A 21,352-nucleotide genomic window follows, 5' to 3' on the forward strand; every position below is an offset into this window, starting at 1 on the left:
GGTAGCAAGGGGCAGGCAGCGTGGCGGAACTTGATCCCAAGGCGTTTCTGGGCAATTGGCGCGTCAGGCGGCGCATCTCTGACGCCGCGACGGGCTGGATATCGCTCTTTCGGGGTCAGGCCGAGATCACGCCGACCTCATTCTTTGAGGAAGGCACGATCCGCTTTCGCGACCAGACCTTTCCAGCCGAGCGCCGTTATTTGCTGGATTGGCAGCCGAGCGAGTTGGTGATCCGCCGCCCGGATGGTTCGTTCTTCATCGCGCTCACGCCCAACCCGCAGCAGCAGGTGACGCATCATTGCGGCGACGATCTTTATCAAGGGCGCTTCCTGTTCTCGGGCCATGCCTGGGTCGAGATCTGGGAGGTTACTGGCCCGCGCAAGAACTATTGCAGCATCAGCCATTACAGCCGTCTACCCGCGTCCGGGCACGCAGGCTAGGGGTCACAGATTGAAGACCCGGCTCGGCTGGACCTCGCCCGACATATAGCGGCCAATGCACAAGGCGCGGCCATTGCGGCTGACCCAGACCTCCGACCCGAATTCGGCATGGCCCAGAACCTGACCGGGATTGCCGTTCAGGATACGGGTCTCACCGATTTCCGTGGCCTGCATCTCGGGCAGGTCGGCCAAAGCGGATTGCAGGGGCAGCAAAGCGGCCTCGATCTCGGCCTGATTGGCGCGGTCGATGCGGTCGAAGCTGATACCTTGTTCGGCCTCGAATGGCCCCGACCAGATCCGGCGCAGGTGATCGACATGGCCAAGGCAGCCAAGCGCGCGGCCCAGATCGCGGGCGATCGAGCGGACATAGCCACCCTTGCCGCAGACCATGCGCAACTCGGCGCTGTGCTCCGTGGTGGACAGCAGTTCCAGCGACTCGACCCAAAGCGGACGCGCGGCCAGTTCGACCACCTCGCCCTCGCGCGCCAGATCATAGGCGCGGGCGCCATCGACCTTTACCGCCGAGACGGCGGGCGGAACCTGCATGATATCGCCGATGAACTCGCCCAGAACCGCGCGGATCGCATCGGCATCGGGGCGGACGTCGCTGGTCTTGACCACCTGACCAGAGGCGTCGTCAGTGCTGGTTTCCGCCCCCCAGTTCACCGTGAAATCATAGGCTTTCAGCGCATTGGTCAGGATCGGCACGGTCTTGGTGGCCTCGCCCAGAGCAATCGCCAGCACGCCCGTCGCATCGGGGTCCAGCGTCCCGGCATGGCCCGCCTTTTTCGCGTCCAGCGCCCAGCGGACTTTGCCCACCACATCGGTCGAGCCCACGCCTGCGGGCTTGTCCACGATCAGCCAACCGTGGATCTCGCGTCCGTTTTTCCGCGCCATGTCAGTTCTTTCCCGTATATCCGATGATCGGCCCGAGCCGCCGCCCGAAATCCGAGCGCCGCATCTCGGGCGAATAAAGCCGCGAGATCGAGCCGTCGAAGTAAAGCGCATCCCGCGCGCCAAGGCCGTCTTTGAACAGCCGGCCAAATTCGTGGAAGGTCACCGCCCGGTCCGAGATCGCGAACCATGCCGTCTGCCCATCGGGCGAGACGCCGACCCCATTCCGAATGTAGCGGCTGTCGCTATCGACCAGAAAACGCGGGTGCAATTTGCCGTCGATGACCAGCATCGGCCCCGATTGCGTGGCGATGCGGCATTGCGGCGCCGCCGCCTTGAAGGCGCGGCTTTCAACGACCTGATAGGGCCGCTTACCGCCCGTGCAGAAAACGCCATTCGGCAGCATCCCGAAATTCCCGCCGCCGCCTGCGGTGACAAGGTCATGTTCCTTGTTGCCATCGCTGATATACAGACCGACCGGCGAGTAATCCTCGTGATACATGCCCGCATTCATGGCGAAACCCAGAACTTCATCTGCGCCAAGCGTTTTGCGGACCGAGTAGAAATCGCCCAGCACGCGGCCATCGGCATCGTTCAGCCACAGCTTCAGCCCCGGCTCTTGCCGGGCGTCGAGCGTGCAGATGACATAGCCCTGACCGTCGAAGTCGCGCTTTTCGCAGATCCCGGCCATCGCGGGCAGGGTCATTGCGACCAGCGCACCAAGGGCAAGGCCAAGGCGACGCTTCAGATCAATCCTCATCGGACCCTTCGTCGTCGTCATGCTCGACATCGCGGCGAACGCGATCCTCGTTGAGCAGGCGGCGGGTGTCGTCCATGCGGTCGAAGGTTTCGTCCAGCACGAAGCGCAGCTGCGGCGCGTATTTCAGCGACATGGCCTTGGCGACCAGATGGCGCAGCTCGGCCTGATTGCGGCGAAGCGCGACGAGCGCCTCTTCGGCATCATGCCCGCCCAAAGGCAGGACAAAGGCCGTCGCGACCTTGAGGTCGGGAGACGTGCGGACCTCGCCCACCGTGATCGAGTGGCGGTTCAGGTCGGGGTCATGGACGTCCGCGCGCAGCAGGACATCGGAAAGGGTGCGGCGGATCAGCTCGCCCACGCGCAGCTGGCGCTGCGACGGGCCGGACCCTGATTGAAAGCGGTTCTGTGCCATATGCGCAGATGTAAGGGGTCGCGGCGCGCCTCGCAACGGGATAGACCATGCCAAAACGGGGATATGGACATGGAAAAACCGGGAATCGTCATTACGGGTGTGTCGGGCCGCATGGGACAGATGCTGGTTCGCACCGTGTTGGAATCGGATCAGGCCCGTCTGGTCGGCGCAATCGAGCGCGAAGGCAGCCCATGGGTGGGCCGAGATCTGGGCGAGGCGATGGGTGGACCCGCCCTTGGCGTCATCGTCACCGACGACCCGGTCGAGGCCATTGCCAAGGCCCAAGCTGTGATCGATTTCACCGCCCCCGACGCCACCGTGGCCTTCGCGGAACTCACCGCGCAGGCCCGTGCCGTCCATGTCATCGGAACCACCGGCTTCGAGCAGCACCATCTGGACAAGATCAAGGCCGCCGCCCGCCATGCCCCGATCATCCGCGCTGGGAACATGAGCCTTGGCGTCAACCTGCTGGTCGGCCTGACCCGCAAGGTGGCCGCCGCCTTGGGCGAGGACTGGGATGTCGAGGTTGTCGAGGCCCATCACAACCGCAAGGTTGATGCCCCCTCCGGGACCGCGCTGATGCTGGGCGAAGCCGCCGCCGAGGGCCGTGGCCATACGCTGGACGAACTGCGCACCCCGGCCCGCGAGGGCATCACCGGCGCGCGCGAAAAAGGCACGATCGGCTTTGCCGCCATTCGCGGCGGCGATGTCGTGGGCGAGCATGACGTGATTTTCGCCGCCGCCGGCGAGCGCGTCGTCCTGCGCCACCTTGCGACTGATCGCGCGATCTTTGCCCGTGGTGCGCTGCGGGCGGCGCTCTGGGGGCAGGACAAGGGTCCGGGCGAATATGACATGGCGGATGTGCTGGGGCTTTGACGGAAAGGGGCTTTGACGCCCCGCCGAGCCACCCTTAGTTTCGTGCCATGACCCTGATCGCGACGCTTGACCATGCCGATGCCGACCTGACCGCCTGCCTTGCGCGGGTCATGGCGGCCGTGTTGAAACCCGGCGACGTGGTCGCGCTGGAAGGCGCGGTCGGGGCGGGCAAGACCCATTTCGCCCGCGCCTTCATCCGTGCGCGTCAGGGCGATCTGGCCGAGGACGTGCCCAGCCCGACCTTCACCATCGTCCAGACCTATGAGGACCCGATGGGGACCGAGATCTGGCATGCCGATCTATACCGCCTGACCCATCCCGACGAGCTGCTCGAACTGGGTCTCGACGAGGCCATGCGTGAGGATATCGTCCTGATCGAATGGCCCGATCACGGCGGCCCTCTGCCCGATCCGTTGACGCTTGGTCTTGAGCCGATCCCCGACTTCCCCGACCTGCGCCGCATCTCGCTTGCCGGGTCCGAGCCGCGCTGGGGCGCGCTTGCGCGCCTTCCGGCTATTGCGAGGCTTTTGCACCGTGCGGGCTGGGCCGAGGCACGGGTCATCCCACTTGCGGGTGACGCCTCCTCGCGGCGCTATTTCCGGCTGACCTGTGGCGACCGCAGCGCGGTCCTGATGGACGCCGCCCCCGGCACGACCGGCGATTATGTCGGCATGACGCAATGGCTGCGTGCCCGCGACTTCCACGCGCCCGAGATCCTCGCCGCCGACCAGACCGAGGGGCTTTTGCTGCTCGAAGACCTCGGCGACGACCTCGTGGCCCGTGTGCTTGAGGCTGAACCCGCCCTTGCCCCGCGCATCTATGACAGCATGACCGACCTTCTGGTCGATCTGCACCGCCACACGCCGCCTGACCATGTCCTGCGCCTCGACGGGGCAGAACTGGCGCGTCAGGTCGGGCTTTTCGCAGATTATTACCCCCCAGCGGTCGGCGCTCCGGGTCAAGGCGCGCAGGTCGCGCAGGTGATCGAGCAGCTTCACGGCGAACTCGCCTCGGACATGGCCCCGGTACTGGGCCTGCGCGATTTCCATGCCGAGAACCTGATCTGGCGCGACGATGCCCCTTTGGGCATTCTGGATTTTCAGGACGCGGTGGCGGTGCATCCGGCCTATGATCTTGTCTCGGGGTTGCAGGACGCGCGCCGCGACGTGGACCCGATGATCGAGGAAACCCAGATCGCCCGCTACATTGCCGCCACCGGCGTCGATGCCGACCGCTTCCAGGCCGCCTACGCGCTTCTGGGGGCACAGCGGAATCTGAGGATCATGGGGATTTTCACCCGCCTTGCGCAGCGTGACGACAAGCCGCGCTATCTGGCCTTCATGCCTCGCGTCTGGGCCGCGATCCGCCGCGACATCGCCCATCCTGCCCTCGCCCCCTTGGCCGAGGCACTGAAGGGCATCCCCGAACCTACCCCCGAAGTGATCGAAAGGATCGCGCGCGGATGAGCCTGCCTTTGATGATCTTCGCCGCTGGCAAGGGCACCCGTATGGCGCCTTTGACCGACGTGACCCCGAAACCGCTGATCGAAGTGGGCGGTCAGACACTGCTGGACCGTGCGCTGTCCTTGGGCGCAGGCGCGGGCACGGGACATGTCGTGGTGAACACCCACCACTTGGGCGCGCAGATCCGCGACCATGTCGCCGGACGCGGCATCGCGGTTTCGGACGAATCCGACCTGCTGCTGGAAACCGGGGGCGGGCTGCGCAAGGCCCTGCCGCTGCTGGGGGGCGGGCCTGTGATCACGATGAATCCTGATGTCGTCTGGACCGGCGTGAACCCAATTTCGGCGCTTCTGGACGCATGGGACGACAGCATGGATGCGCTGCTGATGCTGGTCCCGCTGGCACAGACTCATGGCCGCGCGGGCGGGGGCGATTTCAGCCTCGATCCCTCGGGGCACCTGATTCGCAAAGGCGATCTGGTCTATGGCGGCGCGCAGATCATCCGCCCCGACCGGCTGGCCGAGATCCCCGACCACGTGTTTTCGCTGAACCGGCTCTGGGACCTGCTGATCGCCGATGGCCGCGCCCATGGCCTGATCCATGACGGCGAATGGTGCGATGTCGGCCGCCCCGACTGCATCCCGCTGGCCGAGGCCCTGCTGGATGGCTGAGTGGGAAAGTGGCGTCTTCGCCCTGCCCTGCGGCGCGGATTTTCCGGGTGCTTTCGCCGACGGGCTGATCGCGCGGATGCGCGCCCGCCCACCGCAGGACATGGCGCGGGTGACGGCTTTCGCGAATTCCGGCCAGTCGCTGATGGCGCTGCGCGATGCGCTGATCTGGCGCGGCCCGATCATCCTGCCGCAACTGCGCCTGATCGCGGATATCGGCGGCGGCTCGGCCACGGCGCCCTTGGCGCGCCGCCTTGAACTGGGCCGATTGATCGACGCGGCCCTGCGCGCCCAGCCCGATCTGGCGCAGGGGCAATCGGTGCCGGAACTCGCGGCCTCGCTGGCCGGGCTAATGGCCGAGATGCAGCTTGAGGGGCTTGGCCCCGAGGCGTTGGACCGCATCGACGCGGGCGACCACGCCCAGCATTGGGGCCGCGCGCTGGCTTTCCTCAAGATTGCTGCCGGTTATTACCTGTCCGATCCGCCGCAGGATCGCGAATCCCGCCAGCGCATCGCCGCCGAGAAACTGGCCGCCGAATGGGCACGGGGCGAAAACCTACCCCAAGGCCCTGTTGTCATTGCAGGTTCGACCGGTTCGCATGGCGCGACGCGCGATTTCATGCGCGCCGTCGCCCGCCTGCCCGAGGGCGCGGTGGTGCTGCCGGGTTTCGATCCCGATATGCCGCAATCGGTCTGGGACGGTCTGGATGCGCGCGCCGAGGATCACCCTCAGGCCCGCTACGCGCCCTTTGTCCACGAATTCGGCCTGCCGCGTGATTGGATCACGGGCGCTGCCCCTGACCCTGCGCGCAACCGCCTGATCTCACTGGCCTTACGCCCCGCGCCGGTAACGGACCAATGGATCGAAGAAGGCCCGGAACTTGGTCCCTTGCTTCCTGCGACGCAACATCTGACCCTGATCGAGGCCGAGCAGCCGGGGGCCGAGGCTGCGGCCGTGGCCCTAGTCATCCGCGAAGCCGTCGAGCGTGGTCAGCCCGTTACCCTGATCGCCGCCGACCGGATGCTGACCCGCCGTGTGCAATCGGCGCTGGACCGCTGGGCGATCATCCCCGACGATTCCGCAGGCCAGCCGCTGCCCTTGACCGCGCCCGGCCTGTTCCTGCGCCATGTCGCCGACCTCTTCGGGGCCGAGCTGATGATTGACGGGTTGCTGACCCTGCTCAAGCACCCGGTCATGGCGACAGGGCTTGGCGCGGATTACCGGCGCGAGCATCTGCGCCAGACCCGCGATCTGGAACTGCAACTGCGCGCACGCGGCCCGGCCTTCCCCGATGGCGCGGCACTGCGCGACTGGGCCGAACGCGGTGATGAGCGCCGCAAGCCTTGGGCCTTGTGGCTCGCATCGATGCTCGACCGGATCGTGCCCTTGGCGCTGGACCGCGCGCCCCGTCCGATGGCCCAGCGGCTGGTCGATCTGCGCCGTCTGGCCGAAGATCTGGCCGCTGGCCCCGAGGGCAGTGCGGATGCGTCGGAACTCTGGGGCAAGGCGTCGGGCGGTCTTGCACGCGGCGTCTTGGACCATCTCGCGGCCCATGCCGATCTTGGCCATGACCTGCGCCCCGCCGAATTCCGCGACCTGCTTTACGATGAGTTGCAGGGCCAGGCCGTCCGGCAGGACGTGGCCTCGCATCCGCTGGTGCGCTTCCGTGGCCCGCGCGAGGCCCGGACCGAGGCCGTGGGCGAAGCCGCCGGGCTGGTGATCCTGTCGGGCCTGAACGAAGGCGGCTGGCCGCAGACCCTGCCCCCCGACCCGTGGCTGTCGCGTCCTATGCGTCTGTCGGCGGGCCTGACCCTGCCCGAGCGCCGCGTCGGGCTTGCCGCGCATGACTTCCAGCAGGCCGTCGGCGCCGCGCAGGTCATCCTGACCCGCGCACATCGCGATGCCGAGGCCGAGACGATCCCTTCGCGCTGGCTGAACCGCCTCGTGAACCTGCTTGGCGGCCTTCCCGCTCAGGACGGCCCCGAGGCGCTGCGTCAGATGCGGCATCGCGGCCAGCATTGGCTTGAATTGGCCGAGCTTCAGGCCCAGCCGCGCATGAAGCTGGCCCCGGCCCGCCGCCCTTCGCCGATCCCGCCCGCGCCCGCGCTGAAGCAGATGTCGGTGACCGAGGTGCGCAGCCTGATCCGCGACCCCTACACGATCTATGCGCGCAAGGTGCTGGGCCTTCGCGCCCTCGACCCCCTGCGCCCCGAGGCAGATGCCGCCGAGCGGGGAACAGTGCTTCACGCGATCATGGATCGCTTCCTTGCCACCCTGCCGGACCTGCCCGAAACACCCGAGGAAATGAAGGTCCGCCTGCTCGCCCATACCGACGCGGTGCTGAACGAGAATGTGCCTTGGCCCTCGGCCCGCCTCTTCTGGCGCGCGCGCATCGCGGGGGTCGCCGACCGTCTGGTCGCCGATGAGGTAAACCGCCTGACCCTGGGCCGCCCCGGCGTGGTCGAAAGCTTCGCCCAGCTTGCCGTACCTGGGATGGATTTCAGCCTGATCGCCAAGCCCGACCGCTTGGACCTGCTGAATGACGGGCGGGTGCATGTCTATGATTACAAATCCGGCGCGCCTCCGACCGACAAGCAGATCGCGCTTTTCGACAAGCAGCTTCCGCTCGAGGCCGCGATGGTCGAGCAAGGTGCCTTCGACCGCCTTGGCCGCGCCGAGGTCGAGGGGATCAGCTACATCCGTCTTGGCGGTGAAGGAAAAACCGAATCGCGCACCTTCCCCCCGGGTTTCGCGCAGGAGACATGGGCCGGTTTCGTCGAGTTGATCGGGCTTTACCTGCGCGGCGAGCGCGGCTTTACTGCGCGCCTCGCGATGGAACGTACGGATCAGGCCAGCGATTACGACCACCTCTCGCGGCATGGCGAATGGGACACGACCGAAATCGCCGAACCCGAGGTTTTCGGTCATGACTAAGATGCAATTCGATGAGGCGACACTGGCGCAGGTCCGCGCTGCGGACCCGTTCCGCTCGACTTGGCTCACCGCCAATGCCGGTTCAGGTAAGACCCGGGTGCTGACCGACCGGGTGGCGCGATTGCTGCTGGCCGGGACCGCGCCGGAAAAGATCCTGTGCCTGACCTATACCAAGGCCGCCGCGACCGAGATGCAGAACCGCCTGCTCGCGCGTCTGGGCAAATGGGCGATGCTGCCCGAAGAAAAGCTGCGCGACGAACTGGCCCGGTTGGGCGAGGATCGCGCACCCGACCTCGCCGCCGCGCGGCGGCTGTTCGCCCGTGCCATCGAGGCACCGGGCGGCCTCAAGGTCCAGACCATCCACAGCTTTTGCGGCGGCGTGCTGCGCCGCTTTCCGATCGAGGCGGGCGTCCCTCATGGCTTCACCGAGCTTGACGACCGCAGCGCCGCACTGATCCGCTCCGAGATCATTGAGGATATGGTCCGCGAGGAGGTCCCCGAGCTTGCCGACCTCCTGACGCTGACATCGGGCGATAACCTCGAAGCATTCCTGGCCGGTCTGCGGGGGTTCGATGCCCCCGCTGACCGGGACCTTCTGTGGGAGGCCTGTGGGCTGGAGCAGGGCGACGACCTCGCCACCTTGCTCAACCACACTTTTGTCGACGGCACCAAGGTGATCGCCGATCTGATCCCTCTGCTCCTCAAGGGCGGCGCGAACGACCAGAAGGCTTCGGTCAAACTTGCTCAGGGCGATTGGGCGCAACCCGGCATGGCCGAGCTTCTGCTTTTGGAATCCCTCCTGCTGACCGGCTCAAGCGCGAAGGAACCCTTCACTGCCAAAATCGACGCCTTCCCCACCAAGGCACTGCGCCAAGGCCCCTGCGCCGAACTCATCGACGACCTGCATCACCTGATGGAATGCGTGCAGCAAGCCCGCCCCCAGCGTCTTGCCCTTGCGATGGCCGAGCGAAGCCTTGCATTGCACCGTTTCGGACACGCATTCCTCAGCCGCTACCGGGCGCAGAAATCGGCGCAGGGATATCTCGATTTTGACGATCTGATCGACCGCACCGCGCATCTGCTTTCCGAAAACAGCATGGCGCAATGGGTGCTGTTCCGCCTCGATGGCGGCATCGACCATATCCTTGTCGATGAGGCGCAGGACACCAGCCCGGCGCAATGGCAGGTGATCGAGCGGCTGACCAATGAATTCACCTCGGGTCAGGGCGTTCGGGACGCGGGCTCGCGCAGCCTGTTTGTCGTAGGCGACCCCAAACAGTCGATCTATTCCTTCCAAGGCGCCGATATTGCCGTTTTCGAGGCTCGCCGCGCCGGGTTCGCCGAGGCCTTCGCCGCCGTCGAGAACCCCATGCAGGTGCTGGAACTGCGGCATTCTTTCCGTTCCTCGACCGCGATCCTGTCTCTGGTCGATGAAGTTTTCGCGGGCGATGCGGCGCGCGGCCTCGGCGATCCGCCGCAGCACCGCGCCTTCCGCACCGATATGCCGGGCCGGGTGGATCTCTGGCCCGCGATCCCCAAGCCCGAGAAGCCCGAGCCGGGCGACTGGACGAAGCCCGTGGACCAGCCCGCCGAGAACTCGGAAACCACGGAGTTGGCCCGCGCTATTGCCCGTGCCATCGGGCAGATGCTTGGCACGCCGATGTTTGACGCCAAATCGGGCAAGGTCCGGCGGGTGCGGGCGGGCGATGTGCTGATCCTCGTCCAGCGCCGCTCGGATTTGTTCGCCGAGATCATCGCCGCGCTGAAATCCGCGAACCTGCCGGTCGCGGGGGCCGACCGGCTGAAACTCGCAGGTGAAATGGCCGTGCGCGACATTCGCGCCGTACTGTCTGTGCTGGCTACGCCCGAGGACGACCTTTCCCTTGCCGCTGCTCTGCGCTCGCCGATCTTCCAACTGACCGAGGAAGAGCTTTTCCGCCTGTCTGCCGGGCGGATGAAAAACGAGTATCTGTGGCGGCGGCTGCGCGCGTCCGGGCATCGCCACGCGGTGGAACTGCTGGCCGACCTGATGGGCCAGACCGGCTTCATGCGGCCCTATGATCTGATCTCGCGCCTCCTGATCCGTCACGGCGCGCGCGAACGCATGGTGGCCCGCCTCGGCCCCGAGGCCGAGGACGGCATCGACGAACTGCTTTCGCAGGCGCTGAGCTACGAATCCAGCGAGACACCCTCGCTGACCGGCTTTCTTGTCTGGCTGAGCGGTGACGATGTCGAGGTCAAACGCCAGCCCGGCTCGTCGGGCGAGGATGGCGAGGGGCTGATCCGGGTGATGACCGTGCATGGCTCGAAAGGTCTGGAGGCGCCCATCGTCATCATGCCCGACAGCGCCAAGCGCCGCCCCCCGCGCGAGGGGCAGGTTCTGACCCTCCCCGGTGGCCCGACGCTCTGGCGCGGCAAAAAGGGCGAGCGGCCCGATCATGTCGAAGAGATCGCGGCTGAGCAGACCGAGCGGCAGCTTCAGGAACGAAAACGCCTGCTTTATGTCGGGCTGACCCGTGCAGAAAGCTGGCTGATCATGGCCGCGGCGGGCGAAACCGGGGCGGATGAGGATAGCTGGCACAGCTTGGTCGAGGCGGGTTTCGGGCGCTCGGGACTGACGCGCTCGGTCGTGCCGATGCCGGGTGGCGGCGAGATCGACCGTCTGAGCTTCGGCGATTGGCCCACGGATGCGCCGCCAATGGTCTATCACGAGAAGCCGCCGCTCGCCGCCCCGGATTGGCTGCGCGCGGCTCCTCCGCCGATGCCCCAGAAACGCCGACCAATCGCCGCGACCGGACTTGGAGGGGCGAAGGTCATGGCCGCACCCGGCGAGGGCGATGCCGCCGCCGCAATGCTTTTCGGCACGAGGCTTCACCTGCTTCTGGAGCATCTGCCGGGTCGTGATCCCGCCGAATGGCCCGAGATCGCCCGTGACGTTCTGGCCGATGCCGAGGGGGGGCTTCCCGAACCCGCGGCCTTGCAAGGGCTGCTCGACGAGGCACATGAGGTTCTGACTGCGCCTGCGCTTTCGGAGGTTTTTGAACTGCCGGAAGGGGCCGAGGTGTTTCAGGAACTTGCGCTTTCGGCCCCCTTGCCGGGGATCGGAATGCTCTGGGGCAAGATCGACCGTCTCGTGGTGACCGAAGGGCGGGTGCTTGCGGTGGATTACAAGTCCAATCGCGACGTGCCCGCCCGGCCCGAGGCCACGCCTCTGGGCATTCTGCGCCAGATGGCGGCTTATCGCGCGGCGTTGGGCCAGCTTTGGCCCAGCCTGCCTGTCGAGGCCGCAATCCTGTGGACCGCGACCCGCAGCCTGATGCCCTTGCCCGATGCGCTTCTGGACGCGGCGCTTGTGGGTCTTGACCCTGCCCCATCCCATCCCTAGCTCTTGCAGGACCGCTTCAGCCGGCGCTGCCGGCGCATCGAGGAGATTTCAATGGCCACCCAAGCCGTTTCCGACGCCGAATTCGACGCCGAAGTCCGCCAGTCCGCGACCCCGGTCGTGGTCGATTTCTGGGCCGAATGGTGCGGCCCCTGCCGCCAGATCGGCCCGGCGCTGGAAGAGCTTGCCGCCGAGTATGACGGCAAGGTCAAGATCGTGAAGGTCAATGTCGACGAAAATCCGGAAAGCCCCGCTGCCCTTGGCGTGCGCGGCATTCCGGCGCTGTTCCTGTTCAAGGACGGCGCGGTCGTCTCGAACAAGATCGGCGCCGCGCCCAAGGCCGCGCTGAAGGCCTGGATCGACGACGCGATCTGATTTCGCGTGAAGAAATTGCGGGGGTGGTGGGTCAGATCGGCCAGCCGCCCCTTCGCATTGCGGCAAGGATGCGGTCTCCGGCATCCGGCAGCGATGCGTTGATCGCCTTTTCCTGGAGAAACCAGTAGAGATAGCGGTCGTAATCGGGCGCATGGGCCGCCGCCATCTCCAGCGCCTCACGGTCGCCCAGTTCGGCGACATTCAGCCCGATATGGTGAAAATCGATCTGGGCGAACAGCACCGCCGGCTTTCCCAGAAGATAGCCGTCGAAGGCGACCGCGCTGTTCTGCGTCGCGACAAAGGCGCAGTCGCGCAGCACCGGGGCGCTATGCGGCGCGAATTTCATGTGCGGATAGCGCCGCAGCAGGCTTTGCAGCGCGTCCATGTCTCCTAAATCATAATCCCGGCTGGGATGCAGCGTGACGGTCAGGGGCCTCCCCAGCCGCGCCACGGCCTCGACCATGTCGATGGGGCTCATGGTCTGGAAGCTGCGGCAGCGCCGGATCTGGCCTTGCAGCGGAACGAGGATCGTCTGGTCTTTTCGGGGCGGCGGGCCCGGCAGGACGCGTTCGCGCAATTGCCTCGTGAAATCGCGGGCCAGATCAGGGTCGATCCGGTCCGGATCGAAATTGCTTTGCGCCACATCGAAGCGCCAGCGCTGCTGGACCGGCTCGATCTGCCAGAACGGATAGTGATAGGCCTTACGAAAGGACAGGGTATCGGGGTCCAGCGGGGCGGCGGCGTGATATAGCGCGTAGCCCGGCTCGGCGGATCGGGCGTCACCCAAAGCGCACCATTCGACGCGCCATCCCGCGCCTTCCACCGCTGATTTCAGGATGTTGAGAAAATTGAACGATCCGTCCCGCGCCGTCGTCAGCATCGGGCCTTCCAGATAGACGCGCAGGACGGGCGAATTGTTCATTTGCGCAAGCTAGCTTTCCTCGCCGGGTTGCGAAAGCCCCCCTTCCCTCATATCTGACCCGCAGACCAAAGCGGAGAATACCGATGTCCGATGAGAAATTTCCCGGCTGGCACGGCACCACGATCCTTGCGGTGCGGCGCGGCGGCAAGGTCGTCGTCGCCGGGGACGGTCAGGTTAGCGTCGGCCCGACGGTGATGAAGGGCACGGCCCGCAAGGTGCGCCGCCTGACCCCCGGCGGCCATGACGTGGTCGTGGGCTTTGCCGGCTCGACCGCAGATGCCTTTACCCTGCTGGAACGGCTGGAAAAGAAGCTCGAATCGGCCCCGGGGCAGCTCGCGCGCGCCTGCGTTGAACTGGCCAAGGACTGGCGTATGGACAAATACCTGCGCAATCTCGAGGCCATGCTGATCGTCACGGACGGCAAGGACATCTTTGTCGTGACCGGGGCGGGCGATGTGCTCGAGCCCGAGCATGACGTCGCCGCAATCGGCTCGGGCGGGAATTATGCCCTGGCCGCAGCGCGCGGCCTGATGGCAAGCGATCTGGATGCCGAGGGCGTGGCCCGGGCCGCGATGCAGATCGCCGCCGATATCTGCGTCTATACGAACGGCAATCTGACCGTCGAGATTTTGGGCTGAAGGGGGGCTCTGCCCCCGTCCTTCGGACTCCCCCGGGATATTTGGGCAAGAAAGAAACGCTGCCCGTAGGAAGAAAAGGTGAAACATGAGTGATTTGACGCCGCGCGAGATCGTGTCCGAGCTTGATCGCTTCATCATCGGTCAGAAGGATGCCAAGCGCGCCGTCGCCGTTGCCCTGCGCAATCGCTGGCGTCGCCGCCAGCTGGGCGACGATTTGCGCGACGAGGTATATCCGAAGAACATCCTGATGATCGGGCCGACCGGCGTGGGCAAGACCGAGATCAGCCGCCGCCTGGCCAAGCTGGCGCGCGCGCCCTTCCTGAAGGTCGAGGCGACCAAGTTCACCGAGGTGGGTTATGTCGGGCGCGATGTCGAGCAGATCATCCGCGATCTGGCCGATGCCGCGATCATCGAGACCCGCGAGCGGATGCGCGAAGAGGTCAAGGCCAAGGCGCATAAATCGGCCGAGGATCGCGTCGTCGCGGCCCTTGCAGGCGAGGGCGCGCGTGAGCAGACGCAAGCCATGTTCCGCGACAAGCTGAAGCGCGGCGAGTTGGACGACACGATCATCGAGCTGGAGCTGCAGGACAATTCCAGCCCCTTCGGCATGATGGAGGTGCCCGGCCAGCCCGGGCAGCAGCTGGGCGGGATGATGGATCTGTCGGGGCTGATGAAGGCCTTTGGCGGGCGTCGGGTGCGCCGCAAGGTGACGGTCTCGGAAAGCTATGACCTGCTGATTTCGGAAGAGGCAGACAAGCTTCTGGACGACGAGGCGGTCAAGACGGCGGCTCTGGAAGCCGTGCAGGAAAGCGGCATCGTCTTCATCGACGAGATCGACAAGGTCGCGGCCCGGCAGGAAGCCCGTGGCGGCGATGTGAGCCGCGAGGGCGTGCAGCGCGACCTGCTGCCCTTGATCGAGGGCACGACGGTTTCCACGAAATACGGTCCGGTCAAGACCGATCATATCCTCTTCATCGCCTCGGGCGCGTTCCATATCGCGAAGCCTTCGGATCTCTTGCCGGAGCTTCAGGGCCGCTTGCCGATCCGTGTGGAATTGCGCGCTTTGACCGAGGAGGATTTCATCCGGATCCTCACCGAGACGGACAATGCCCTGACGCGCCAATATACCGCGCTGATGGCGACAGAGGGCGTGGTGGTCGAATTCACCGAAGACGGTATCCGAGCGCTGGCGCGGATCGCGGCCGAAGTGAACGGTTCGGTCGAGAATATCGGCGCACGCCGGCTTTACACCGTGATCGAGCGAGTTTTCGAGGAGCTTTCCTTCAGCGCCCCGGACCGTTCCGGCGAGAAGGTCACCGTCGACGACGCCTTTGTCGAGAAGCATCTGGGCGATCTGTCGCGCTCGACCGATCTGTCGCGCTACGTCTTGTAATGGAACCCTGCGGGATTGCTGCCGTTGAAGGATTGCAGCAATCTCGGAGGCGATTTCATGGATTATCTGATTGGCCTGATCATCTTTGCGCTCGATGTCTGGGCGATTGCCTTGATCATCAATAGCGGGGCGACCACATCCAGCAAGATCCTTTGGGTTGCGCTGGTGGCCTTGCTGCCGGTGCTGGGGCTGATCATCTGGTATTTTGCCGGCCCGAAGCCAAGCACCAGTGTTTGAATGGCGGCCCTTGGCCGCCCTTTTTCATTACCTTCGCAAGTAAACGTAATAGGCGCCGTCGCCGCCATGCCGGCGGTGGGCGGGTCTGACCTGTAACACAAGCTGGTTCAGCGGGGCCATGCTCAGCCAGAGCGGGACGTTGTGGCGGAGCGCCCCCGGACGGACCGGCAGAGGCGCGTCGGGGCCTCCCTCGCGGCCCTTGCCGGTGATCACTAAGACAAGCCGCCTGCCCGCGGCATGGGCGTTGAGGATGAAGCGCAAGAGCTGCGGCTGGGCCACGCCCAATGTCATGCCATGCAAATCGATCCGCGACTCGGGCACGAGCTTGCCCTGGCTCATTCGGCGATGGGTCTTGTGATCCATCCGGACCGGCTGCTCGCGCAGCGCCTGACCGGGATGTGCCGAAAGATCGATCCGCGTCGGGGATTTTCGCCGCGGGGTTGACCCGATGCGAAACTCCGGCAGGGACAGGGGCGCGGCTGCCTCAGGGGTAGGCGCAGGGAGATCGGCGGGGTGTGGCGCAGGTGCGAATTTGGTCTTCGCGGCCTTGTGCATCGGCACCGCCGTCTGGGCAATGCGGGACCAGAGCGCCTCTTCTTCGGCCGTCAGGCCCCTGCGCCGCGCCATTTACGCGGTGGCGACGAGCTGCCAGTTCGGGTCGTTCGACCCCATCTGACGGGCAAAGGTCCAAGTGTCGCGCTGCTTGCGGGCGGCCTTGGGGTCGCCGTCCACGACCTGGCCCGCAGCGTCGCGGGTGGCGATGATCATCTCGCCGACGAAACGCACCGATACCTCGGCCTGCCGGGTCGCGGCGTTGAATTCGGCACTGGCCAGAGCCGTTTCGCGCGTGCCGAGGAACTGGGCTTCGGTGGTCAGGTTGCGCGCCTGCCGATCGGCGATCACGCTCTCGAAGGCCTCGGCCACCGGGGGAGCAAGGAAATCGCGTACCTCCGAAAGATCCCCGCGTTCAAAGGCCATGAGGATCATCTCATAGGCGGATTTCGCGCCGGACAGGAAAGGTCCGACCTCGAAATCGGGTTCGACCTGCTTCATCGCCAACAGAGCCTTGGCGTTGGGGCTGCCCGGCTCGGCATGGTCGTGAATATCGCCATCCGACGCGTCGGACGCGCCGTCGATGACATCAAAGCGGCGCGGCGCGGGCCGTTCTTCGGGCAGCTGGGGGGCTTCGAACCCGTCGCGCGTGCCGAGGACCCCCCGGAGGCGGAGGATCAGGAAAATCGCGATCGCGGCAAGAACAAGAAGTTGCAGCATGGGGTTCGACATCAACGGACCTTGAGGAGCTTTCTTACGGGGCGTCGGATACCTATGTAGGGTGCAGGGTGGGTCAAGTCCAGTTTGCCGCCCGCAGAAGTCTGAAGTGAAAGGGGCGCCCCCGCATGTGGCTGCTATTGCCGTTCGTCATCCTGCCGATTGTCGAGATCGCGTTGTTCATCCAGGTCGGGGGTGCCATCGGTGTGCTGCCGACAATTCTGCTGGTCCTGGCCTCTGCCGCGGCCGGGCTTGCCGTGATGCGTCGACAGGGCGCGATGGCGATGATCGACATGCAGCGTGCGGTGGCCGAGTTCCGCGATCCCACCGCTCCGATGGCGCATGGCGCGCTGATCATGCTGGGTGGAGGGCTGATGATCCTGCCGGGGCTTTTCACCAGCACGCTCGGCATCTTGCTGCTGGTCCCGGCCATCCGGCAACTGGTCATGGGCTGGATGGGCCGCCGGGTCCGGGTCCGTGGCATGGGCTATCGCGCCCGACCGGGCGAGGCAGATGTCATGGGCGATTTTCCGGCTGGCTATCGCAGGGGTGCCCGGGACGGGGTGATCGACGGCGAATATTCGGTACAGGACGATCCGCCCACCCCGGTGCGCGAAGGCCTGACTGACAGTTCCTCGCAGCCTGGCAATGACCGCGGCAAATCGGGTTGGACCCGGCATTGAGCGCGCATGGCCGGGGTGCTAGAAGCTTGCGGAACACAGGGAGACCTCAATGACCGAAGAAACCACAAGCGCCGCGCCCAGTGACGCCCAGCCCGCGGTCCGGATGCAGATCCTGACCCAGTATATCCGCGATCTGTCCTTCGAGAATGCCGTTGCGCAAAAAGGCCTGCCCTCGGGCGAGGTGCAGCCCGAGATCAGCGTGCAGGTCAGTCTGGATGCCCGCAAGCGTCCCGCGGATCATCAATATGAGGTGATCAGCAAGTTCCGCGTTCAATCCGCCAATTCCAAGGACAAATCGCCGATTTTCCTCTGCGAGCTGGATTACGGCGGAATCTTTCACGTCGAGGGCATTCCCGAGGATCAGTTGCACCCGTTCCTGATGATCGAATGCCCGCGGATGCTGTTCCCCTTCGTGCGGCGCATCATCTCGGACATGACCCGTGACGGCGGCTTCCCGCCCTTCAATATGGATCCGGTCGATTTCGTGGCGCTCTATCGTCAGGAAATCGCGCGCCGCGCGCAATCCGAGCGGCCCGCCGACCAGCCCCTCTCCTGAGGGTGATGAGCTAGGAAGCCGACCCGCGTGTCATTGACTTGGCGCGCGGGTCTTTTTCATACCCGCTGGAAAATGATGGGAAACACATGGCGAAAAGCGCGAAACGCGCCTGGCAAAGGATGCTTTCCGGACGCAGGCTGGATCTGCTGGATCCGACGCCCGTGGATATCGAGATCTCGGATATTGCGCATGGCCTGGCTTTCGTGGCGCGCTGGAACGGCCAGACGCGCGGCGATTGGGCTTATTCCGTGGCCGAACATTCACTTTTGGTAGAGGAAATCCACCGCCGCAAAAATCCCGGTTGCGATCCGCGCTGGCATCTTGCGGCATTGCTGCATGATGCACCCGAATATGTGATCGGAGACATGATTTCGCCGGTCAAGGCGGCATTGGGACAGGAATATGGCGAGATGGATGCGAGGCTGACGGCCGCCATTCACCTTCGCTTTGGCCTGCCCGCGCAATTGCCGAAAGAGATCAAGGCAGAGATCAAGCGCGCCGACAGGGTGTCCGCATGGTTGGAGGCGATCCGGATCGCGGGGTTTTCCAGATCCGAGGCCGATCGTCTGTTTCCCGGTCAGGATGAGCTTTTGCTTGCCGGTCTGGAAATCAAGCTGCGTCCGCCGATGGAAACGCGCGCGGCCTTTCTATTTCGTTTCACGCAATTGATCGAAGAGATCGACGGCATGAAATGACGAGGTCCATGCCGAAAGGCATGGACCTGCAATCTTCAGATCTCGAGATCAGCCAGGGATTTCCCGGCATCCAGAGCGTCCACGACCCAGCGCGGCTTGCGTCCGCGGCCGGTCCAGGTGGCCTCGGGATCTTCGGGATTGACGTATTTCGGAGCCACCTTTGCGCGCGTGCCCTGAGCCTCCGCCAGCTCGGCAAGGCTGAAACCATACTCGCGCACGGCGTTTTCCGCAGCAACGAGTGCTTCGCGCTTGCGGCGGTCTTCGAAGGATGCGATCGCTTTTTCGACGCGGGTCTTCATTTCGCGAAGTTCACGAAGCGACAGCTTCTCCAGGTCCAGTTCCATTTCAATTCCCTGATCATTCATTTTCACCCGAATACCGAATTAAACGGCAAAGGCAAAGAGGCGTTTCATATAATACACGCCAGTTTGAATATCAGCGCGGGCTGCGTTTCGCGAGAATGCGTTGCAACGTGCGGCGATGCATATGCAGGCGCCGGGCTGTTTCACTGACATTGCGGTCGCATTGCTCATAGACGCGCTGAATATGCTCCCAGCGGACGCGATCGGCCGACATGGGTTCTTCAGGCGGTGGCGGCAGGGTTTCCGCATGGGAAAGCAAGGCCCGCGTTACCTGATCGGCATCGGCGGGTTTCGACAGATAATCCGTCGCGCCCATTTTGACGGCGGCCACGGCCGTCGCAATCGCGCCATATCCCGTCAGCACGACAATGCGCGCATCGGCACGGGCCTCGCGCAGGGCATCGACGATATCCAACCCGTTCCCGTCCTCGAGCCGCAAATCCACCACGGCATAGGCCGGAGGATTCTCCGCCACGATATTGCGCGCCTCTGAAACGCTCGCGGCACGGGAAACGGAAAAGCCTCGCTTCTCCATCGCCCGCGCCAATCTGTTCAGAAAGATTTCATCGTCATCGACCAGAAGCAGGCTGGCATCGGGTCCGATATTCTGGCTTTCGGCCATGTTCAGTTACCCCTGAAATTTACCGATGCGGTTCTAAGCAAAATCTTCCCTATGGTCAAACGAGCTTGAATCCGGCCGGTTCCCGACAGATTGATGGTTCGGGCGCGGTGGCGAATGGGCCCATGCTTTCCCGCGCCAGGAGAGGGACATGTTGATCGGACTGGTGTCGCGCCGCCTGGATTTTTTGCCCGGCCAACCCGGGCCAGAACCGATCCGGCTGCGCACATTGATCATCCTACGCTGGGTCGCCATTTGCGGTCAGACCGCGGCGGTGGGGGTGGCCTTGCTCATTGGCGCCCGGATCTTGCTGGGGCCGGTGCTTCTGGTCATCGCCCTTGCCGTGATCTTGAACCTCTTGCTCATGCTCCGGCCCGAGCGGCGCATTTCCGCGACCGAGGCGGCGTGGCAGCTGGGCTTTGATCTGGCCCAGATCGCGGCGCTTTTGTCCCTGACCGGCGGGCTGAGCAACCCCTTTGCGCTTTTGGTGCTGGCACCCGTCACTGTGGCGGCGACGGCCCTTCCCGGTCGGCATCTGGTCGCGCTTGGCATTGCGACATTCTTCATGGTGTCGCTGGCCGCGGTCTTTGCCCTGCCGCTGGCCTTTGCGTCAGAGCGCATCGCCGCGTTGCAGGACCCGCTGCTGATCGGAGACTGGCTCGCCATCATCATCGGTGCGCTGTTCTTCGCGCTTTATGCGCGCACCGTCACCGCCGAGATCTCGGCGACTTCCGACGCGCTGTTTGCGGCCAGGATGGCGCTTGAGCGCGAGCAGAAATTGCAGCATCTGGGCGGGGTCGTAGCGGCTGCCGCGCATGAGATGGGCACGCCTCTGGCCACGATAAAGCTGGTCGCCTCCGAGCTTGCAGAAGAGATCTCGGATGCCCTTCCGGATCGCAGCGACCTGGCAGAGGATGTGCAGTTGCTGCGTCAATCGGCCGATCGTTGCGCCGATATCCTGCGCTCGATGGGCAGTGCCGGGCGCGATGATCTGCTGATCCGCTCTGCGCCGCTGCGCCAGGTTCTGGAAGAAGCCGCAGGGCCGCATCGTGATCGCGGCATCCGCATCAGGATCGAGGTCCCCAGCGAGCCCGTCACCATCATGCGCGACGCCGCGCTGATCCACGGGCTGCGCAACCTTATCCAGAACGCGGTGGATTTCGCCCGAATCGAGGTCCTGCTCGAGGCGCGAATGGACCGCCGCGAGATCCGGCTGCGCATCGCCGATGACGGTCCGGGCTTTCCCACTGCGCTCCTGCCGCGCCTTGGCAGTCCCTTTCTGACAACGCGCCCCCGCTCCGAGGACGGGCGCAGCTATGAGGGGATGGGGTTGGGCCTCTTCATCGCCAAGGCCCTGCTGGAACGCTCGGGCGCGACGGTGAATTTCGCCAATCGCCAGCGCGGCGCGCAGGTCGTCGTCGCTTGGCCGCGCGACTTGATCGAGGCCGATTCGCGTCAGGCTCTTGGACATAATCCCGAAATCGCCTGAGGCTCTGTATAGCCGCAATGCTAAAATGTCTCACATTGGCAATTCAGGAATGTCACAGTTTCCCGGCTGAAGCATCTGGGCCAGAGTCGGAGAACGGGCATGGGATGGGTGATGATGAGTGAACGTGACCTCAACCGGGCATCGGTCCTGCAGGACGTGATAGCGGGCCGGCTGCGGGCCACCGACGCGGCTGTCTTGCTCGACCTGAGCCGACGGCAGTTGCACCGCCTTCTGGCGCGGTTCCGTGCTGCGGGCGCGCCGGGTCTGGCGCACAAGGCGCGTGG

At 65.0% G+C, this 21,352-nt stretch carries 23 protein-coding genes; 15 read left to right on the plus strand and 8 right to left on the minus strand.

Going from position 1 to position 21,352, the window contains the following annotated elements:
* Positions 1–20 precede the first annotated feature (20 nt).
* Entirely contained in the window at positions 21–440 is a 420-nt protein-coding gene (locus tag ESZ60_RS12245) for a DUF6314 family protein (protein ID WP_134680967.1), read from the plus strand.
* A 3-nt stretch (positions 441–443) separates the two neighbouring features.
* On the opposite strand, the gene truB is transcribed toward ESZ60_RS12245, so the two are convergent.
* Genes truB through rbfA form a run of 3 tightly spaced genes read right to left on the minus strand, consistent with a single transcriptional unit; the run spans position 444 to position 2,506 of the window.
* On the minus strand, positions 444–1,337 hold the full coding sequence (gene truB / locus ESZ60_RS12250) for a tRNA pseudouridine(55) synthase TruB (protein WP_134680969.1): 894 nt from the start codon (positions 1,335–1,337) through the stop codon (positions 444–446).
* A gap of 1 nt (position 1,338) precedes the next feature.
* A complete protein-coding gene (locus tag ESZ60_RS12255; RefSeq protein WP_134680971.1) occupies positions 1,339–2,094 on the minus strand; it encodes a phosphodiester glycosidase family protein in 756 nt (251 codons plus the stop codon).
* The gene (gene rbfA / locus ESZ60_RS12260; RefSeq protein WP_134680972.1) at positions 2,084–2,506 is read right to left on the minus strand and encodes a 30S ribosome-binding factor RbfA; all 423 of its coding nucleotides are present in this window, start codon (positions 2,504–2,506) and stop codon (positions 2,084–2,086) included. The genes ESZ60_RS12255 and rbfA overlap by 11 nt, the downstream gene beginning before the upstream one ends.
* Positions 2,507–2,575: 69 nt before the next feature.
* Here rbfA and dapB point away from each other — a divergent pair, with 69 nt between their 5' ends.
* The 6 genes from dapB to trxA are packed head-to-tail and all read left to right on the plus strand — an operon-like array spanning position 2,576 to position 12,205.
* The gene (gene dapB, locus ESZ60_RS12265; RefSeq protein ID WP_134680974.1) at positions 2,576–3,382 is read left to right on the plus strand and encodes a 4-hydroxy-tetrahydrodipicolinate reductase; all 807 of its coding nucleotides are present in this window, start codon (positions 2,576–2,578) and stop codon (positions 3,380–3,382) included.
* Positions 3,383–3,429: 47 nt separating this feature from the next.
* Entirely contained in the window at positions 3,430–4,848 is a 1,419-nt protein-coding gene (gene tsaE, locus ESZ60_RS12270; protein WP_134680976.1) for a tRNA (adenosine(37)-N6)-threonylcarbamoyltransferase complex ATPase subunit type 1 TsaE, read from the plus strand.
* The gene (locus ESZ60_RS12275; RefSeq protein ID WP_134680977.1) at positions 4,845–5,516 is read left to right on the plus strand and encodes a nucleotidyltransferase family protein; all 672 of its coding nucleotides are present in this window, start codon (positions 4,845–4,847) and stop codon (positions 5,514–5,516) included. Before tsaE ends, ESZ60_RS12275 begins: the two co-directional genes overlap by 4 nt.
* Complete coding sequence (gene addB, locus ESZ60_RS12280; RefSeq protein WP_134680979.1) at positions 5,509–8,448, plus strand: double-strand break repair protein AddB; 2,940 nt, start codon at positions 5,509–5,511, stop codon at positions 8,446–8,448. Before ESZ60_RS12275 ends, addB begins: the two co-directional genes overlap by 8 nt.
* On the plus strand, positions 8,441–11,833 hold the full coding sequence (gene addA, locus ESZ60_RS12285; RefSeq protein WP_134680981.1) for a double-strand break repair helicase AddA: 3,393 nt from the start codon (positions 8,441–8,443) through the stop codon (positions 11,831–11,833). The genes addB and addA overlap by 8 nt, the downstream gene beginning before the upstream one ends.
* A gap of 51 nt (positions 11,834–11,884) precedes the next feature.
* On the plus strand, positions 11,885–12,205 hold the full coding sequence (trxA, locus tag ESZ60_RS12290) for a thioredoxin (RefSeq protein ID WP_134680983.1): 321 nt from the start codon (positions 11,885–11,887) through the stop codon (positions 12,203–12,205).
* Between the two features lie 31 nt (positions 12,206–12,236).
* On the opposite strand, the gene ESZ60_RS12295 is transcribed toward trxA, so the two are convergent.
* Positions 12,237–13,127: a hypothetical protein gene (locus ESZ60_RS12295; protein ID WP_134680985.1), complete on the minus strand. Its 891-nt coding sequence runs from the start codon at positions 13,125–13,127 to the stop codon at positions 12,237–12,239.
* An 83-nt stretch (positions 13,128–13,210) separates the two neighbouring features.
* Between ESZ60_RS12295 and hslV the strand changes: the two genes are divergently transcribed.
* The 3 genes from hslV (at position 13,211) to ESZ60_RS12310 (ending at position 15,395) form a co-directional block, all read left to right on the plus strand.
* Positions 13,211–13,765, plus strand: coding sequence for an ATP-dependent protease subunit HslV (gene hslV, locus ESZ60_RS12300; protein ID WP_134680987.1), 555 nt, complete (start codon positions 13,211–13,213; stop codon positions 13,763–13,765).
* A gap of 85 nt (positions 13,766–13,850) precedes the next feature.
* Positions 13,851–15,158 (plus strand): ATP-dependent protease ATPase subunit HslU, encoded by a 1,308-nt coding sequence (gene hslU, locus ESZ60_RS12305; RefSeq protein ID WP_134680989.1) that lies wholly within the window; start codon positions 13,851–13,853, stop codon positions 15,156–15,158.
* A gap of 57 nt (positions 15,159–15,215) precedes the next feature.
* The gene (locus ESZ60_RS12310; protein WP_134680991.1) at positions 15,216–15,395 is read left to right on the plus strand and encodes a PLD nuclease N-terminal domain-containing protein; all 180 of its coding nucleotides are present in this window, start codon (positions 15,216–15,218) and stop codon (positions 15,393–15,395) included.
* 27 nt (positions 15,396–15,422) lie between these two features.
* On the opposite strand, the gene ESZ60_RS12315 is transcribed toward ESZ60_RS12310, so the two are convergent.
* A complete protein-coding gene (locus tag ESZ60_RS12315; RefSeq protein ID WP_134680993.1) occupies positions 15,423–16,022 on the minus strand; it encodes a Smr/MutS family protein in 600 nt (199 codons plus the stop codon).
* Positions 16,023–16,679: a Tim44/TimA family putative adaptor protein gene (locus ESZ60_RS12320; protein WP_134680995.1), complete on the minus strand. Its 657-nt coding sequence runs from the start codon at positions 16,677–16,679 to the stop codon at positions 16,023–16,025.
* Positions 16,680–16,792: 113 nt separating this feature from the next.
* Here ESZ60_RS12320 and ESZ60_RS12325 point away from each other — a divergent pair, with 113 nt between their 5' ends.
* The 3 genes from ESZ60_RS12325 (at position 16,793) to ESZ60_RS12335 (ending at position 18,598) form a co-directional block, all read left to right on the plus strand.
* Entirely contained in the window at positions 16,793–17,347 is a 555-nt protein-coding gene (locus ESZ60_RS12325) for an FxsA family protein (protein ID WP_134680997.1), read from the plus strand.
* 49 nt (positions 17,348–17,396) lie between these two features.
* Positions 17,397–17,903: a protein-export chaperone SecB gene (gene secB / locus ESZ60_RS12330; protein WP_134680999.1), complete on the plus strand. Its 507-nt coding sequence runs from the start codon at positions 17,397–17,399 to the stop codon at positions 17,901–17,903.
* 86 nt (positions 17,904–17,989) lie between these two features.
* Positions 17,990–18,598, plus strand: a complete 609-nt coding sequence (locus tag ESZ60_RS12335) for an HD domain-containing protein (protein WP_134681001.1) — start codon at positions 17,990–17,992, stop codon at positions 18,596–18,598.
* A 35-nt stretch (positions 18,599–18,633) separates the two neighbouring features.
* On the opposite strand, the gene ESZ60_RS12340 is transcribed toward ESZ60_RS12335, so the two are convergent.
* Positions 18,634–18,942 (minus strand): H-NS histone family protein, encoded by a 309-nt coding sequence (locus ESZ60_RS12340; protein ID WP_134681003.1) that lies wholly within the window; start codon positions 18,940–18,942, stop codon positions 18,634–18,636.
* Positions 18,943–19,033: 91 nt separating this feature from the next.
* Positions 19,034–19,582 (minus strand): ActR/PrrA/RegA family redox response regulator transcription factor, encoded by a 549-nt coding sequence (locus tag ESZ60_RS12345; protein WP_134681005.1) that lies wholly within the window; start codon positions 19,580–19,582, stop codon positions 19,034–19,036.
* Positions 19,583–19,730: 148 nt separating this feature from the next.
* Between ESZ60_RS12345 and ESZ60_RS12350 the strand changes: the two genes are divergently transcribed.
* Positions 19,731–21,068, plus strand: coding sequence for an ActS/PrrB/RegB family redox-sensitive histidine kinase (locus ESZ60_RS12350; protein WP_134681007.1), 1,338 nt, complete (start codon positions 19,731–19,733; stop codon positions 21,066–21,068).
* A gap of 114 nt (positions 21,069–21,182) precedes the next feature.
* Positions 21,183–21,352, plus strand: a 170-nt coding sequence (locus ESZ60_RS12355; protein WP_245155684.1) for a helix-turn-helix domain-containing protein, incomplete at its 3' end; no start/stop codon positions are given.

Source organism: Paracoccus ravus, from assembly GCF_004522175.1.
GTDB lineage: Bacteria > Pseudomonadota > Alphaproteobacteria > Rhodobacterales > Rhodobacteraceae > Paracoccus > Paracoccus ravus.